Below are 15,925 nucleotides of genomic sequence, written 5' to 3'. Positions count from 1 at the left end.
TACTAATGACTCTCGGACTATTCGGCAGCATGAGGCTTTTGTGCCCACACATGAATATAGCGCCCAAGAGAAAGATAAGGCTCTGTGCGGCATAACTGCTGTTCTAATGCCAACACATCTTCTGGCCCATACTCGCCCATGTATTGTTGGTTTCCGATATAGTCGTTAAAGCATCGAATACCTGATTTACCACAAATGTCGAAGCCTGCTGATTCTATCCATTGATAGACCTCTTCCGGCAATAAGCCACTTTGAGGCTGCAATTTAAAGCGCTTGCGATGTGGCATTCCCTGTAAAATGTGAGGAATATTACCACAAGTTACATTTTTCAAAACTAAACCGTGATGATTATAAAACATCACTGAAATGATGCCGCCGGGTTTCACCTTTTCAAGTAGGCTTGCTAATACTTGTTGCGGATTTTCTAACCATTCCATAACGGCATGAAATAACACCAAATCCGATTGCTCAGTTAAGTGCTCATCGAGGTGTTGAATAGCAGAATGAACAAAACGAAACTGCGAAGATAAACCATTACTATCAATATCTTGCTGAGCTAACGTTAACATTTCGTTGGAAATATCACACAGAGTCACTTGGTGTCCAAGCTGAGCAATTTTTTGCGACATTTGAGCTAATCCGCCTCCAGCATCGAGCACAGACAAAGCGTTTTTTTGCTGTTGTAAACGGCTTAATGCTTGCTCAATATCTTGCCAAAGGATCACTTGACGAATATCACCTTTATCCGAACCATAGATGTTTTTAGCAAATTTATGCGCGATATCATCGAAATTTCGATCATTGTCCATTTTTTTTCATTTAAGATAACTGAATTTTACGTGTATTCTGTCACAGCAATTACAGGAATAAAGCAATTACTCCGTTTTACCTGCTGAATGATGAATTTTTGGGCTATTTAAAATGTTTGAACTGAAAAAATTAATTGGTGCTCTGATCATGCCTTTACCAGCCTTGCTGATTATAGGTTTTATTGGCTTATTTCTGATTATGTTCACTTACAAACGTGGATTAGGGTGTTTATTCACTTTTGTTTCTTTAATGGGGATCTTTCTATTTTCATTCCAACCCATTTCTACTTCATTATTGAAACCGACCGAACGTGCTTACAAAGCTTTTGTACCCGTAGATGGCTCCGTTGACTATGTCATGGTATTGGGAAGTGGTCATATTGTTGATAATGACATTCCAGCAACATCGGAATTGTCTCGTAATGGTTTGATGCGTCTTGCCGAAGGTATCCGTATTTTAAACCTCTACCCTGGTGCAAAATTAATTTTGTCAGGTTATGACGGTGGCACATCAGTAAGCAATGCGCGAATGATGGCTAATGTTGCCGTGTCATTAGGGGTTGCGAAGTCGGATATTATCTTATTAGAAAGCGCTCAAGATACTTGGGATGAAGCACATCAAGCAGCAGGTTTCGTTGCGGATAAACGTATGGTTTTAATCACCTCTGCTAGTCACATGAAACGTGCAATTGTTGAGTTTAAAAAAGCCGGGCTTGAACCTATTCCTGCACCAACCAATTACTTGGCTTTTGATGATATTAAGCAACCATGGGATAAGTATTCTCCACAAGCGAAATATCTTGAACAAAGTGAACGTTATTGGTATGAGCAACTAGGTCGTTGGTGGTCTTCACTGCGCGATACACTGACTAACCAAAAGAACTCTGGTACCACTACAACGTTAGAGTAACGAGATAATACTCGAGCAATCGATAACGTTGTCGCTAACGTGCGATGTCCGTTTAGTCATAAAAATGCCATATCTGATTGTCAGGCATAGCATTTAAGACTAAAATCGTAGATCATATATTCAAGCATAACATACAGAATAAAATTAAGTCGCTGATTGAAGGCGACTTTTATCTTTTTAGATTAGAATAAATCCGGCGAAGGTGTCGGCATAAAGGAAATTCACTATGGCTACAATCAAAGATGTCGCACGTATTGCAGGTGTTTCCACCACAACAGTGTCACATGTCATCAATAAGACTCGCTTTGTTGCAGAAGCAACTCAAGAAAAAGTCATGGCCGCAGTGAAAGAACTGAATTATGCCCCAAGTGCCGTTGCCCGTAGTCTTAAATGCAATACCACCAGCACTATTGGGATGTTGGTAACACAATCTACTAACCCATTTTTTGCCGAAGTAGTGGATGGTGTAGAAAGTTATTGTTACCGCAAAGGTTATACGCTAATCCTATGTAATACAGGTGGTCGCGCTGACAAACAACGTGATTATATCCGCATGCTCGCCGGCAAACGTGTTGATGGTCTTTTAGTGATGTGTTCAGACTTAGATGCTGATCTACAAGAAATGCTAGACGGTCACCCTGATATTCCTAAAGTTGTTATGGACTGGGGCCCAGAAAGCTCTCAAGCGGATAAAATCATCGATAACTCTGAAGAAGGTGGCTATTTAGCTACTCGCTACCTGATGGATCAGGGCCATAAAGACATTGCTTGCCTCAGTGGTCATTTCGAGAAAGTCGCCTGTAAAGAACGTATCTCTGGTTGTAAGCGCGCATTAGCGGAAGAGGGTTTAACGCTTCCAGAAGAGTGGTTACTTGAAGGTAATTTTGAGTGTGATACCGCAGTAATTGCTGCAGATAAAATTCTTGCGATGGATAAAAAACCAACCGCAGTTTTCTGCTTTAACGATATTATGGCACTTGGCTTAATGAGTCGTTTACAAGAAAAAGGCATGAAAATACCAGAAGATATCTCAGTGATTGGTTACGATAATATTGATATCTCACCTTACTTTTCACCACCTTTGACTACAGTTCACCAACCAAAACGTCGTTTAGGTAAAAATGCCGTAGAGATTTTATTAGAGCGTATTAAAGATAAAAACCACGCTAAACAAACATTTGAGATGTTCCCTGAGATTCTTGAACGTTCTTCGGTAAAATCTCTGAAATAGTAGTAACCTTAAACAAATAATTAATAAAAACCAACGCTGATGTCGTTGGTTTTTTTTTGAAATTTTTTAGGCTTATCATCTGTCTATATTTTTAAGTTAAATTTCTCTATCCATTTTGTATGAGGATATATATGAAACGTCTATTACTTAGCTTCGCTTTTCTCACCCTCCCACTGCTTTCTTCTGCTAAAGATGGCTCTATTCGCCAGTTGGATTGGCAACAAGTTGAGCAACAAGCAAAAGGACAAGATGTGTACTTTAATGCTTGGGGTGGCAGCCAAGAAATTAATAACTATCTTCGTTGGGTTGCGAAGCAAGTGAAGCAAAAGTATGGCGTAGCACTTCACCATGTAAAAGTTTCTGACATTTCCGAAACCACTACTCGTTTACTCGCTGAAAAAACTGCCGGAAAACACTCTGGCGGTAGTGTCGATATGGTTTGGATTAATGGTGAGAATTTCAAATCAATGAAGAATAGTCAATTACTCTACGGCCCTTTCACTTCAAGCTTACCAAATTGGCAAAAAGTCGATTCTAGCCTACCGGTTACTCATGATTTTTCTGAACCAACAGAAGGATTGGAAGCACCTTGGGGAGTCGGTCAATTAGTCTATATTCATGATCAAAAAAAATTACCGGCCCCACCACAATCAGCAAAACAATTATTCGATTATGCTAAAGCACATCCAGGACGTATCACTTACCCTAAGCCACCTCAGTTTCATGGCACTAGCTTTTTAAAAGCCTTACTTATAGAGCTCTCTGATGAAAAGAGTGCGCTATCTAAGCCTGTTGATGAAGATTCATTTACTCAAATAACTCAACCTTTATGGAATTACTTAGATGCGATTCAGCCTTATCTATGGCAACAAGGTCGTCAATTTCCAACCACTCAACCTGAGATGCTACAACTGCTTGATGATGACCAAATCGATATTGCGATTACTTTTAATCCGAATGAAGTTTTTTCTGCCCAAGCAAGCGGCAAATTAGCGCCAAGCACTCAGAGCTACGCATGGAAAAATGGTGCTCTGTCTAACATTCATTTTCTCGCTATCCCATGGAATGCCAATGCAAAAGAAGGCGCATTGGTTGTGATTAACTTTCTACTCAGCCCACAAGCACAATCACGTAAAGGGGATATCAATGTCTGGGGCGATCCATCAGTATTGCAAGCCAAATACTTAACAGGTAGCGCTCATAAAACCATACTATCTCCCTCAATTGAAGAGCCTCACCCTAGCTGGCAAACCGCCCTAGAACAGGCTTGGATTGAGCGATATAGCCGATAACAACGAATTAAGGAAACTTATGCAAAGCAAGCAAAGACGTATGCTAAGCATCGGTTATTTACTGGTGATTTTGATCTGCTTTTTCCCTCTTCTTCCGGGGGGGGTAGGCATGGTGATCCCTGCTTTTGGTATTATTCCACCGCTTGGTCTGAATATATTCACTTTGGATGGATTCATATCAGCCATCAACTGGCCGGGAATTGAACGTTCGATCCTGCAAACTATCATGACCGCGGTCGTCAGCACCGTCATTGCCACCATCATGAGTTTTGCCATTTTACAAGCCTATTGGGGGAGTCGTTCATGGCAGCGAATCGAGAAGATATTATCCCCAATCCTCGCGCTACCTCATGTCGCTTTTGCGGTGGGTTTTCTATTCTTATTCTCTGATACTGGTTGGTTAGCCCGCCTTTTAAACTTAATGGTAAGTAATACTTATGGTGAACTCCATGCATGGTTTACTTGGCTTTACTCTTTACAAGATAATATTGGTATTAGCTTAGCCCTTGCTCTGGCCATTAAAGAAACGCCTTTTTTGTTATTAATGAGTGTCGCGATACTAAACAACTTAAAAGTCGAACAAACACTGCAAGTCACGCAAGGCTTGGGATACTCTGTGGCTCAATCATGGTGGAAAGCGATTTTCCCTCAATGGTTGCATCACATGCGCTTTCCACTTTTCGCTATCATGGCTTATTCCTGCTCGGTGGTTGATGTTAGTTTGATTTTAGGTCCCATTAACCCTCCGACATTTGCGGTATTAGTATGGCAATGGTTTAACGATCCAGATTTATCTCAACTCCCAAGAGCGGCAGCTGGCGCTTTTCTCATGTTTTTTTTATGTTCTGTTTTAATTGGCCTCATTTGGCTAACAGAACATTTAGTACTAGGAAAATTTCGATCTTGGTTAATCTCTGGCCGAAATGCTTCCTTACCCATAAAACCTTATTTCTTTCACCTAATCGCCATCATTAGTTTATTGACCATTCCGGTAATAATCATTTGGACGTTTGCACTACGCTGGCCATACCCAAACCTACTGCCTACATTTTGGAGTATTCGATTTTGGTTAAGTGAATGGACCTATATTCAAGACACCATTTTAACCAGTGTTTGGCTGGCGCTATTCAGCTCTGGGACAGCTCTAGTGCTTGCCCTGATTGCTCACGAATATCGCCATCATTTTCGTTACCATATTCCAATGTATGTGATTGCCTTGCCTATGTTGGCCCCTCAACTCTCTTTACTTTTTGGTTTACAAATCACCAGCCTTTGGATTAATCAACAATATTATTGGTTGTGGGTAATATGGGCACATATCTTTTTTGTTTTTCCTTATGTTTATCTATCTTTAGATGGACCATGGAAAAGCTACCCTAGTCGACTATCTCAAACCGCAGTAAGCTTCGGTGTTTCACCGCTAAAGGTCTTCTTCACAATAAAGTTACGTACCCTTGCCAGTGGAATATTATTTGCTTGGGCGATGGGGATAAGTGTAAGTTTAGCGCAATATTTACCAACGTTAATGCTAGGTTCAGGAAGAATAGTTACCTTGACCACTGAAGCCGTTGCGTTATCCAGTGGACATGACCGCAGAGTGATTGCACTTTATGCATTATGGCAAGCAATACTACCCTTTATTTTTTTCAGCTTAGCGCTTATCGGTAACCGTATTTTTCAGCGCCGCTATAAGAAGCAGGAGCCACCTTCATTATGAGTTTGTCATTAGAACAACTATCTATTTTTTATCGGGCATCAAAAGCATCCGAGTCGGAAAAAATACCACTACTTAACAACCTCAATTTAAGTATTGCCCCCAGTGAGATAGTCACCTTAATGGGCCCAAGTGGTTGTGGTAAGTCAACATTACTTAATGTTATTGCAGGGCACCTTAGTCAAGAGTTTTATTATGAAGGTAGAGTAATGTTAGATAAACAAGAGATTCAAACTAGTGAACCTCATAAACGTTCAATCGGCATACTATTTCAAGATGACTTACTGTTTCCACATTTGAACATATGGGAAAACATTGCATTTGCTCTGCCAAATAATATCAAAGCAAAAAAAAGAAAATTAGAAGCTCTAGCAACCTTAAATAAGGTTGGATTATCTGATATCGCCAATTCTATGCCACATCAAATTTCAGGTGGACAAAGAGCCCGAGTCAGCTTGATTAGGATGCTAAGCGCGCAACCTAAGGCAGTTTTACTCGATGAGCCATTTAGTAAATTGGACCCCGAACTGCGAGTTAACTTTAGAGATTGGGTGTTTAAACAATTAGCTGCAGCTCAGGTTCCAACATTGATGGTCACACATGATAAAACCGATGCTCCTCTCAACGGAAAAATTATACATTGGGAGCAATTTACCAAGGAGAATGCCAATGCTTGATAGGTATGTTATCCCACTAATAAAACGCCCATTAGACACCTTGGCAAAGCAATGCGTTCAGCGCCATATAAAAGCTGATCACATCACGCTAGCAAGCTTTCTAATTGGTCTACTCTCTATTCCCGCATTATGGGGTGAGCATTACCTTCTTGCTTTATTATTCATCGTATTGAACCGTATAGGTGATGGTCTTGATGGTGCGATCGCGAGACAGACACAAACCTCTGACGCCGGTGGTTTTCTTGATATTTGTTTGGATTTTATTTTTTACGCTCTGATCCCATTTGGTTTTATCTTAGCTAATCCAGAACAAAATGCACTTTGGGGAGCACTATTGATTGTCAGCTTTGTGGGCACAGGTAGTAGCTTCTTAGCATTTGCTTCTATTGCGGGCAAACGAAATATTAGCAATCCGGTTTATCAAAACAAATCTTTATATTACATGTCAGGTATTGCAGAAGGGAGCGAGACCATAGGCTTTTTTATTGCCTTTTGTCTATGGCCTGATCTTTTCCCAATACTTGCTGCCATCTTTGTTGCATTATGTTTTATTACCACACTCAATAGAATTTTGGCGGGTTATCGAACTATTCAATCATCTGAGATTCAGCAGCAAAAAGAGGATAATTTATGAAAATATTCAGTGCGGGTAACCCTGTTGAAGCTCATATTGTTTGCGAGTTACTCAAGAGCCATCAAATTGAGGCCAAGGTGCATTCAGGTGAGATTTTCAGCTTAAAGGGGGAAATTCCACTAACTAATGACACCGATCCCTATGTTTGGCTACTTGATGCGCAAGATGAGGAAAGCGCTAAGCAACTAATAGAAGATTATGAAAAAGAAGAGTTGAGAGCCAATTGGGATTGTCAACAATGTGGAGAAAATATTGAAGCTCAATTTGCAGTATGTTGGAATTGTGGTCAAGCAAATCCATCACAAGATCAGAACGCATGACCACCGAGATTAGTTAAACTTACCGGTTTAAGATTGGCTGTTTTGCTGAATAAAAGCTAAAGAGTGTTGATTAAACTCTACCGGTTTTTCAACATTACACACATGCCCACAACCTGGAATCTCAAGTAAGTGGCTAAATTTATGCTGCTTTACCATCTCTTTCACTGGGCGGATAAACATGTAATCCATCTCTCCCATCAGATAAAGAGTTGGGATTGGTAACTCACGATCTCTGAAATAACGCATCATAGGATTAACATCAACCGATAGCTTAAACCAACGTTTAAACTCTTTCTGGCAAAGCTTTTTAGCTTCTCGAATAAATAAATGACGGGATTCTTTTTGTCCGCGCTGTGGCATAATAATGTAAGCGAATAATTTATATAGCCACATATAAGGAATAATATTTTTACTCCAATAGCCGAGCTTAACTAAAAGTTGTGAGCGGACATCAAGTCGCGTCACTGCCCCACCAAGCACCATACTTTGGACTTTCCCTGGCGCAATTTCAGCTAGGTTTCTCACTAAGATCGTTCCTAAAGACATGCCAACACAATGTGCTTTTTTAATATTAAGATGTTCTAACACGTTCAGAATATCTATCGTTACATCTTGGAATGAGTATTGCTTTGAAATGATATCCTTGAGTAATTGATTTGAGCGCCCATGCCCTCTTAAATCAATCAGAAGTAAATTGTAATGCTGACGGTAGTCTTTAATTTGTTTGAACCATAGAGACGAGCTGCCGCCAGCACCATGAATAAATACAACCCATTCTTGGCTAGTTGGATGCAAATATGTTTTATGAAACAAAAGCTCTTTTGTCATAATAAAAATACTACGTCTTATGGTTAAAATTTATCTGTTGATTATACCATACCAAACCCTTTCTCTGCGTTTTTTACTAAAGTCTATTATGTGAGTTTATGTTGCATAAAAAACACTTTACCTCATGTTAGCTTGAGGTTTTATCTTTGTCTTAAATTCATTCAAGCCATCAATCAAAGGAATGTGTATGTACTTAGAACATGTCAATTTAGTCGTGAGTGATGTTCCCGCCATGATTCACTTTTATCAAACTGTGTTTCCTCATTGGACAATCCGCAGCGAAGGTGATGATGAGTGGCATGGAAAGCCAAGGCACTGGTTACATCTAGGCGATGATTATCAATATCTCGCCATCAGTAATCATGGTGAAGGGCAAAACCGAGACTTAGATGGTTACCAAGTAGGGTTAGCACACTTTGCTTATTCGGTAGAGAACATAGATAGCATAATAGAAAGGTTAGTCAGTAACGGATACCAAATAGCGAAACCCGGAGCAGAAAACCCATTTAGGAAAAACGTTTACTTCGTTGACCCTGCTGGATTTGAAGTTGAGTTTGTTGAATACCTAACCGATATTCCAAGTGAGCGAAACTACGATTTATAAACCAACATAAAAGCCAGTGTCAAAATGAGCACTGGCTTTTGTGTTTAATACCCTAATAACTTTGGTATATACGAACATGAACTATTTGCGTGAACAAGTCCGCTTACGCATTCAAAGAAGCGTTGATATCAATTAGCACTTGGTTTGGCTCTTCTGCTTGAGTAATTGGACGACCAATAACTAAGTAATCCGAACCGGCAGTCATTGCTTCAGCTGGTGTCATGATGCGGCGCTGATCGCCTGCTGCACTACCTACAGGACGGATGCCTGGAGTCACCAATTTAAACTCTTGACCGAGTTCAGCCTTTAAAATCGAAGATTCATGAGCTGAGCATACCACGCCATCTAAACCACTTTGATGAGTGAGCTTAGCAAGACGTTTCACTTGCTCTTGCGGAGCCACATCCAGCCCAATACCCGCAAGATCCGATTGCTCCATACTGGTTAGTACTGTTACCCCAATCAATAATGGGCGATCTTTACCGTAAGATTCAAGGATTTCGCGTGATGCCGACATCATACGTTCACCACCACTGGCGTGAACATTGACCATCCAAACGCCCATTTCTGCCGCCGCTTTAACCGCTTTCGAACAAGTATTCGGAATATCATGGAATTTAAGGTCTAGAAAGACTGAAAAACCTCGTTTATGTAATTCACGCACAAAGTCAGGGCCAAATAGAGTAAACATTTCTTTGCCGACTTTTAAGCGACATTGGGTAGGATCAATATTATCCACGAAAGCTAATGCATCATTTTGATTTTCATAATCTAAGGCAACAATCACTTTTGGGTCTAACATTGGTTTTCCTCTCAATAAATTAAAACGAATTTTAGCGTTATTTTGTGCAAAAAAGGTACGAATTATTCACCATCTAAACCACGTATCGGCTTAATGGTTCCCCACCCCTTACAAGATGGACAGTGCCAGTAAATAGAATGAGTAGCAAAGCCACACTGACGACACTGATAATGAGGCTTAGCTTTCATTTGCACCCCTACCATCTCTTGTAAGGTTGTCAAACTGTCTTTTGCTCGGCCCTCTTCAGCTTCGGCAATATGGTAGTCAATCAGTCGATAGAACCCTTTCATCGTTGGGTTCTTTATTAATTGTTGGGTTAACAAGGTTTGCGCAGCGGCAATACCTTCGTGTTGGGCGACCATTTGAGCGAGCATTAACTCAGCAGATACGCCAGCTTTCTTAGCGATGCACTTTTTCAAGAACTCTAGCATTCCTGATTCTTGGTCAATTTGGTAATAACAGTCTGCTAAAGTTGGAAGAATTTCTGAAATATAATCGATGTCTTGCTCAATAACCTGCTCTAAGCATTGAATGGTTTGCTTATAGTTATCCGACTCAAGATAAATATTACCTAATGCGATATTAGCGCGAACACATTTAGGATCTTCAGTTAGTGCTCGCTTAAAGTAGAGAACTGCTTTTGATGTGTTGGTTAAGCTCAATTCATGCATGGCGATCTCACACCAATAATGAGCAATGTCACGACGCATTTTCTTACGTCCCATCGCGACTAAGTCATCGCCATATTTAATGGCTTTATTCCATTCGCGAGTTTGCTGATAGATGGTGACAAGTTGCTGAAGGGCTTGTTCTCTATGTTCAGGCTCTTCAATCAATTGTTCAAAGATTTTCTCCGCACGGTCAAAAAAGCCCGACACCATATAATCTTTCGCTAACTGTTGCAGTGCAAGATTTTTTTGATCAACCGTAAGACCATCACGAGAAATTAAGTTTTGGTGTATGCGAATAGCGCGATCGACTTCACCACGTGACCGAAACAGGTTACCCAAGGCTAAGTGAGTATCAATCGTTTCATCATCAACTTGAAGTAGTTCGATAAAGTGGTCAACGGCTTGATCTGATTGTTCAGACAATAGGAGGTTTAGACCTCTGACATACTGCCTAGAGATCTGATGAGATTGTTCTTGCTTATCATGTCGAGCACTACGATTACCCATATACCAGCCATAAGCAGCGGCGATGGGCAATAGCAGAAAGAGTAGCTCTAGCATTAACGAATAAACCTAGCCTTTAATTTCAGGGAGCTGCTCTGATGACTTTGCAGAAGGTGCCTGTGCTTTATTCAATTGTTTGCGTAAACGAAGCACAGTGAGTTTTGATTTCAGATATAAACTACCAAAAATCAACCAGGCAATCGCAAAAGCAACCACAAAAACGATGCCGAGTAACAAAGAGAGCGGCAGTTCGTTTTGAGCAATGAGATAATTAAATGTCACTGTTTCTTGATTCTGTGCGCCTAACGCTAAAGCAATCAGAAAAAGTGCGATAACCAGTATGATTTTTATAATTTTCATAATTACCACCTTTCCATACAGCGAAATGATTCTTTGATTATGCAGTAAATTTGCCTGACACTCCATTGCCAATTAATTGAAAGATGGAAATATTATTAATTAAATTGTCAGTCGTTTGAATTTTACCCATAAAAAAACGGCAATCTAACGAATGCCGCTTTCTTTAAATTCTAATCATGTAACGTCATAACACGGCACCACTTACGCAATGCTACTATTTACACGCTCACGTAGTTCTTTCCCTGGTTTAAAGTGAGGAACGTATTTACCTTCCAGTTCCACTTTTTCACCTGACTTGGGGTTACGACCAATACGTGGTTCACGATAATGTAGAGAAAAACTGCCGAAACCACGAATTTCAATACGATCGCCCTCTTCCAACTTAGAAGCCATATGTTCCAGGATATCTTTTACGGCATCCTCTACTTCTTTTGCTGATAAATGGGTTTGCTGAGCACAAAGTCTTTCAATTAATTCTGACTTAGTCATAGGTGATTCCCTCACTTTTCTCTTTCTTATCGAAAAAAGGGAGCCCTTTCAGGCCCCCTTCTATAGGCAAAAAATTATTCGCCTTTAGCAGCCTTGAATGCGTCAGCCATAGCATTACCAAACGCAGCTTCATCAGCTTTGTTTAGAGTAGCCATTGCTTCTTGCTCTTCAGCTTCATCTTTAGCTTTGATAGATAGGTTGATTACGCGATTCTTACGGTCTACACCAGTAAATTTCGCTTCAACGCTGTCTCCAACACTGAATACTAGAGATGCATCTTCGATACGGTCACGTGCTGCTTCAGAAGCACGGATGTAACCTTCAACACCTTCTTGTAATTCAATTGTAGCACCTTTCGCGTCAACTGCAGTTACAGTACCGTTTACAAGAGTACCTTTCTTGTTGTCAGCAACATAGCTGTTGAACGGGTCGTTTTCCATTTGCTTAACGCCAAGAGAAATACGCTCACGATCAGCGTCTACTGCTAGAACAACTGCAGAGATTTCGTCGCCTTTCTTGTAGTCACGAACTGCTTCTTCACCTTGAGCATTCCAAGAAATGTCAGATAGGTGAACTAGACCGTCAATACCACCGTCAAGACCGATGAAGATACCAAAGTCAGTGATAGACTTGATCTTACCAGTAACTTTGTCGCCTTTAGCTTGCGCTTCAGCGAAAGTCTGCCAAGGGTTAGCTTTACATTGTTTTAGGCCTAGAGAGATACGACGACGTTCTTCGTCGATATCAAGAACCATAACTTCAACTTCATCACCAACGTTAACCACTTTAGATGGGTGGATATTTTTGTTAGTCCAATCCATTTCTGAAACGTGTACTAGACCTTCAACGCCTTCTTCGATTTCTACGAAGCAGCCGTAATCAGTTAGGTTAGTTACACGACCAGTTAGTTTGTGACCTTCTGGGTAACGCTTAGCGATTGCTACCCATGGATCTTCACCAAGTTGCTTAAGACCTAGAGAAACACGAGTGCGCTCACGGTCAAACTTAAGAACTTTAACTAGGATTTCGTCACCAACGTTTACGATCTCAGATGGGTGCTTAACACGCTTCCAAGCCATATCTGTGATGTGAAGTAGGCCGTCTACACCGCCAAGGTCAACGAATGCACCGTAGTCAGTAAGGTTCTTAACGATACCTTTAACTTCAGTACCTTCTTGTAGAGTTTCAAGAAGTTCGTCACGCTCAACACTGTTTTCTGATTCGATAACAGCACGACGAGAAACAACAACGTTGTTACGTTTCTGATCAAGCTTGATTACTTTGAACTCTAGCTCTTTGTTTTCTAGGTGAGCAGTGTCACGAATTGGACGTACGTCTACTAGAGAACCAGGTAGGAATGCACGGATACCGTTTAGTTCAACAGTGAAACCGCCTTTAACTTTACCGTTGATGATACCAACAACAGTTTCAGCTTCTTCACATGCTTTCTCAAGTACGATCCAAGCTTCGTGGCGCTTAGCTTTCTCACGAGAAAGTTGAGTTTCACCGAAGCCATCTTCTACCGCGTCAAGTGCTACATCTACTTCAGCACCAACTTCAACTTCAAGTTCGCCAGCAGCGTTCTTGAATTGTTCAGCTGGAATAGCAGATTCAGATTTTAGGCCTGCGTCAACAAGAACGAAACCGTTCTCGATAGCAACAACAGTACCTTTAACAATAGTACCTGGGCGGAATTCTAGTTCGTTTAGCGACTCTTCAAAGAGTTGAGCAAAAGATTCAGTCATTATATATGATCTTCAATTAATTAAACGTCCATGGGTATCCTACCGCATGGGGTTGATAAATTAGCCAGTCATCATCCTTGCGACCGACAGTCCTTATCACTAAATAGCGATGTTTTTAAAAACCAGACGTTCTAAAAACAAACAATTACTTAGTGAGTTTAGATTCTATAAATTCTAGCGCGACTTCTACCACTTCTTCAATAGAAAGTGATGTAGAATCAATCACTAATGCATCATCAGCTGGACGTAAAGGAGCAACAGCACGGTTGCGGTCACGATCGTCACGTTCCTGAATATCGCATAAAAGTTGGTCGAATTTACCACTTAACCCCTTTAGTTGCAACTGGTTCAAGCGGCGTTGTGCTCTTTCTTCGGCACTTGCATCCAAGAAAATTTTCGCTTCCGCATTCGGGAAAACAACCGTTCCCATATCTCGACCGTCAGCAACTAAGCCTGGTTCCGCACTAAATGCACGCTGGCGACGTAGTAATGCTTCACGCACTCGAGGTAAAGAAGCGACTTTTGAGGCAGCAGTGCCCGTTTCTTCTTTACGTAATTCTTTCGATACGTCTTCACCCTCTAAAATGACTCGCACCAAGTCACCTTCCGCAATAAATTGCACATCAAGGTGATTTGCTAGTGGTACTAGTGCATCTTCTGATTCTGTGTCCACACCATGATGAATAGCGGCTAAAGCCAATACACGATAGATTGCGCCTGAATCAAGTAGATGGTAATTCAACTTATCCGCAAGCATCATGCACAAGGTACCTTTACCTGCGCCGCTTGGCCCATCTACGGTGATAACCGGGCTTTGAGATGACATACATTTTCTCCGGGATCTATGTGAGCAAGCTATGCTCAAGAAACATGACGGTTTTTAAGCGCAAAATTATAGCGAAATTAGACCGTCTATGCATGGATTATTAGTCAATATATCCAAGATTAGTCAAAGCAACTGAAATTTTATCCCAATACAAAAAAGCCCCACGCTAAGTGAGGCCGAATAAATATTCTACTTATGTTTAATTTTAGACCAACTGGCTTAATTCGCTAAACTTTGTAAAGTAATTAGGGAAAGTCTTTGAGGTGCAGTTTGGATCGTTAATCGTCACTGCGGTATCACCTAGCGCCACAAGTGAAAAACACATTGCCATGCGGTGATCATCATAGGTATCTATCGCAGCATGCTTTAGCTGTGTTGGAGGTGTAATAGTAATGTAGTCATGACCTTCCTCTACTTCTGCGCCAACTTTTCTTAATTCTGTTGCCATCGCAGATAAACGGTCAGTTTCTTTTACTCGCCAATTATATACATTACGAATCGAGGTAGTGCCTTTGGCGAATAACGCCGCCGTTGCAATCGTCATCGCGGCATCTGGAATATGGTTAAAATCCATATCGATCGCATTCAATTGCCCTTTTCGGCAAAGAACATAATCCTCGCCCCACTCAATTTCTGCGCCCATTTTTTCCAGTGCGTCTGCAAATTGAATATCACCTTGAATACTGTTTTTACCAATACCGGTTACTTTAATTTCTCCGCCTTTAATTGCCGCTGCGGCGAGGAAGTAAGAAGCCGAAGACGCATCGCCTTCAACCAAGAATTGACCTGGGCTTTGATAAGTTTGACCTGCAAGAATGGTAAATGTTTGGTAATTATCATTGATTACATTAACACCAAACTTAGCCATGATGTCTAAGGTAATATCTATATATGGCTTAGAAACCAATTCACCTTCAATGTGAATGGTAATATCCCCCTCAGCAAGCGGCGCAGACATGAGGAAAGCGGTTAGAAATTGGCTTGATATAGAACCATCAATTGTCACTGAACCAGACTTCAACCCTGTGCCAGTTATTTTGATTGGTGGATAATTTTCATTTTCTAAATACTCAATCGAGGCTCCGGCTTGCTGCAACGCATCAACTAAGTGACCAATTGGACGCTCTTTCATCCGTGGTTCACCGGTTAATACAAACTCCCCTTTTCCTAGGCACAAAGCCGCTGCGAGAGGTCGCATTGCTGTACCTGCATTGCCGAGAAACAATTCAAGAGGAGTAGAAGTGTCTATATCAAAAGCACCACCGATACCTTGCACTTCGCACACGGTTTTATCTTCGGACAATTGGAATGCGACGCCTAGTTTGGTCAGAGCGTTCAACATGTGTCGAATATCATCACTATCTAAAAGATTAGTTAAGCGCGTCGTGCCAGTCGCCAAAGCGGCCAATAATAAAGCCCGGTTTGAAACACTTTTTGACCCCGGAAGGTTAATTTCACCGGAGATTTTCGAGATAGGTTGAAGAGTAAGGCTTTCCATTGGTTTTCATA

At 41.0% G+C, this 15,925-nt stretch carries 17 protein-coding genes; 8 read left to right on the top strand and 9 right to left on the bottom strand.

The window, feature by feature from the left end; translation table 11 throughout:
• Positions 1-17: 17 nt before the first annotated feature.
• Complete coding sequence (gene cmoM / locus ACN0T8_RS00815; RefSeq protein ID WP_417878789.1) at positions 18-809, bottom strand: tRNA uridine 5-oxyacetic acid(34) methyltransferase CmoM; 792 nt, start codon at positions 807-809, stop codon at positions 18-20.
• A gap of 112 nt (positions 810-921) precedes the next feature.
• Here cmoM and elyC point away from each other — a divergent pair, with 112 nt between their 5' ends.
• The 7 genes from elyC to ACN0T8_RS00780 all read left to right on the top strand — a co-directional run bounded on the left by elyC (position 922) and on the right by ACN0T8_RS00780 (position 7,587).
• The gene (elyC, locus tag ACN0T8_RS00810; protein ID WP_417878788.1) at positions 922-1,719 is read left to right on the top strand and encodes an envelope biogenesis factor ElyC; all 798 of its coding nucleotides are present in this window, start codon (positions 922-924) and stop codon (positions 1,717-1,719) included.
• Between the two features lie 226 nt (positions 1,720-1,945).
• Complete coding sequence (gene purR / locus ACN0T8_RS00805) at positions 1,946-2,950, top strand: HTH-type transcriptional repressor PurR (RefSeq protein WP_417878787.1); 1,005 nt, start codon at positions 1,946-1,948, stop codon at positions 2,948-2,950.
• A 131-nt stretch (positions 2,951-3,081) separates the two neighbouring features.
• A complete protein-coding gene (locus ACN0T8_RS00800; protein ID WP_417878786.1) occupies positions 3,082-4,242 on the top strand; it encodes an ABC transporter substrate-binding protein in 1,161 nt (386 codons plus the stop codon).
• A 40-nt stretch (positions 4,243-4,282) separates the two neighbouring features.
• On the top strand, positions 4,283-5,959 hold the full coding sequence (locus tag ACN0T8_RS00795; protein ID WP_417879469.1) for an ABC transporter permease: 1,677 nt from the start codon (positions 4,283-4,285) through the stop codon (positions 5,957-5,959).
• Positions 5,956-6,633: an ATP-binding cassette domain-containing protein gene (locus tag ACN0T8_RS00790; protein ID WP_417878785.1), complete on the top strand. Its 678-nt coding sequence runs from the start codon at positions 5,956-5,958 to the stop codon at positions 6,631-6,633. Before ACN0T8_RS00795 ends, ACN0T8_RS00790 begins: the two co-directional genes overlap by 4 nt.
• Positions 6,626-7,267: a CDP-alcohol phosphatidyltransferase family protein gene (locus tag ACN0T8_RS00785; RefSeq protein WP_417878784.1), complete on the top strand. Its 642-nt coding sequence runs from the start codon at positions 6,626-6,628 to the stop codon at positions 7,265-7,267. Before ACN0T8_RS00790 ends, ACN0T8_RS00785 begins: the two co-directional genes overlap by 8 nt.
• Positions 7,264-7,587 (top strand): DUF2007 domain-containing protein, encoded by a 324-nt coding sequence (locus ACN0T8_RS00780; protein WP_417878783.1) that lies wholly within the window; start codon positions 7,264-7,266, stop codon positions 7,585-7,587. Before ACN0T8_RS00785 ends, ACN0T8_RS00780 begins: the two co-directional genes overlap by 4 nt.
• A 27-nt stretch (positions 7,588-7,614) precedes the next feature.
• Here ACN0T8_RS00780 and ACN0T8_RS00775 read toward each other — a convergent pair whose 3' ends face one another.
• Positions 7,615-8,415 (bottom strand): alpha/beta fold hydrolase, encoded by an 801-nt coding sequence (locus tag ACN0T8_RS00775; RefSeq protein WP_417878782.1) that lies wholly within the window; start codon positions 8,413-8,415, stop codon positions 7,615-7,617.
• 187 nt (positions 8,416-8,602) lie between these two features.
• Here ACN0T8_RS00775 and ACN0T8_RS00770 point away from each other — a divergent pair, with 187 nt between their 5' ends.
• Complete coding sequence (locus ACN0T8_RS00770) at positions 8,603-9,019, top strand: VOC family protein (RefSeq protein ID WP_417878781.1); 417 nt, start codon at positions 8,603-8,605, stop codon at positions 9,017-9,019.
• 103 nt (positions 9,020-9,122) lie between these two features.
• Here the strand turns inward: ACN0T8_RS00770 and pyrF are convergent, their stop codons facing one another.
• The 7 genes from pyrF to aroA form a co-directional block, all read right to left on the bottom strand.
• Positions 9,123-9,821, bottom strand: a complete 699-nt coding sequence (gene pyrF, locus ACN0T8_RS00765; protein ID WP_417878780.1) for an orotidine-5'-phosphate decarboxylase — start codon at positions 9,819-9,821, stop codon at positions 9,123-9,125.
• A gap of 62 nt (positions 9,822-9,883) precedes the next feature.
• Positions 9,884-11,053, bottom strand: a complete 1,170-nt coding sequence (lapB, locus tag ACN0T8_RS00760; protein WP_417878779.1) for a lipopolysaccharide assembly protein LapB — start codon at positions 11,051-11,053, stop codon at positions 9,884-9,886.
• Between the two features lie 12 nt (positions 11,054-11,065).
• Positions 11,066-11,356: a LapA family protein gene (locus ACN0T8_RS00755; protein ID WP_417878778.1), complete on the bottom strand. Its 291-nt coding sequence runs from the start codon at positions 11,354-11,356 to the stop codon at positions 11,066-11,068.
• A gap of 201 nt (positions 11,357-11,557) precedes the next feature.
• Positions 11,558-11,860, bottom strand: a complete 303-nt coding sequence (ihfB, locus tag ACN0T8_RS00750; protein WP_346656333.1) for an integration host factor subunit beta — start codon at positions 11,858-11,860, stop codon at positions 11,558-11,560.
• Between the two features lie 59 nt (positions 11,861-11,919).
• Positions 11,920-13,590: a 30S ribosomal protein S1 gene (gene rpsA / locus ACN0T8_RS00745; RefSeq protein WP_027696121.1), complete on the bottom strand. Its 1,671-nt coding sequence runs from the start codon at positions 13,588-13,590 to the stop codon at positions 11,920-11,922.
• 145 nt (positions 13,591-13,735) lie between these two features.
• The gene (cmk, locus tag ACN0T8_RS00740; RefSeq protein WP_417878777.1) at positions 13,736-14,416 is read right to left on the bottom strand and encodes a (d)CMP kinase; all 681 of its coding nucleotides are present in this window, start codon (positions 14,414-14,416) and stop codon (positions 13,736-13,738) included.
• Positions 14,417-14,621: 205 nt separating this feature from the next.
• Positions 14,622-15,914, bottom strand: a complete 1,293-nt coding sequence (aroA, locus tag ACN0T8_RS00735; protein WP_417878776.1) for a 3-phosphoshikimate 1-carboxyvinyltransferase — start codon at positions 15,912-15,914, stop codon at positions 14,622-14,624.
• Positions 15,915-15,925: the final 11 nt, after the last annotated feature.

The organism is Vibrio sp., assembly GCF_048266485.1.
Lineage (GTDB): Bacteria > Pseudomonadota > Gammaproteobacteria > Enterobacterales > Vibrionaceae > Vibrio.
Note: the sequence above shows the minus strand (reverse complement) of the source record. Positions and strands in the feature narration are given on the sequence as shown.

Coding starts and splice junctions, on each gene's coding strand:
- cmoM (WP_417878789.1), bottom strand. CDS start 809: ATGGACAATGATCGAAATTTCGATGATATCGCGCATAAATTTGCTAAA.
- elyC (WP_417878788.1), top strand. CDS start 922: ATGTTTGAACTGAAAAAATTAATTGGTGCTCTGATCATGCCTTTACCA.
- purR (WP_417878787.1), top strand. CDS start 1,946: ATGGCTACAATCAAAGATGTCGCACGTATTGCAGGTGTTTCCACCACA.
- ACN0T8_RS00800 (WP_417878786.1), top strand. CDS start 3,082: ATGAAACGTCTATTACTTAGCTTCGCTTTTCTCACCCTCCCACTGCTT.
- ACN0T8_RS00795 (WP_417879469.1), top strand. CDS start 4,283: ATGCTAAGCATCGGTTATTTACTGGTGATTTTGATCTGCTTTTTCCCT.
- ACN0T8_RS00790 (WP_417878785.1), top strand. CDS start 5,956: ATGAGTTTGTCATTAGAACAACTATCTATTTTTTATCGGGCATCAAAA.
- ACN0T8_RS00785 (WP_417878784.1), top strand. CDS start 6,626: ATGCTTGATAGGTATGTTATCCCACTAATAAAACGCCCATTAGACACC.
- ACN0T8_RS00780 (WP_417878783.1), top strand. CDS start 7,264: ATGAAAATATTCAGTGCGGGTAACCCTGTTGAAGCTCATATTGTTTGC.
- ACN0T8_RS00775 (WP_417878782.1), bottom strand. CDS start 8,415: ATGACAAAAGAGCTTTTGTTTCATAAAACATATTTGCATCCAACTAGC.
- ACN0T8_RS00770 (WP_417878781.1), top strand. CDS start 8,603: ATGTACTTAGAACATGTCAATTTAGTCGTGAGTGATGTTCCCGCCATG.
- pyrF (WP_417878780.1), bottom strand. CDS start 9,821: ATGTTAGACCCAAAAGTGATTGTTGCCTTAGATTATGAAAATCAAAAT.
- lapB (WP_417878779.1), bottom strand. CDS start 11,053: ATGCTAGAGCTACTCTTTCTGCTATTGCCCATCGCCGCTGCTTATGGC.
- ACN0T8_RS00755 (WP_417878778.1), bottom strand. CDS start 11,356: ATGAAAATTATAAAAATCATACTGGTTATCGCACTTTTTCTGATTGCT.
- rpsA (WP_027696121.1), bottom strand. CDS start 13,590: ATGACTGAATCTTTTGCTCAACTCTTTGAAGAGTCGCTAAACGAACTA.
- cmk (WP_417878777.1), bottom strand. CDS start 14,416: ATGTCATCTCAAAGCCCGGTTATCACCGTAGATGGGCCAAGCGGCGCA.
- aroA (WP_417878776.1), bottom strand. CDS start 15,914: ATGGAAAGCCTTACTCTTCAACCTATCTCGAAAATCTCCGGTGAAATT.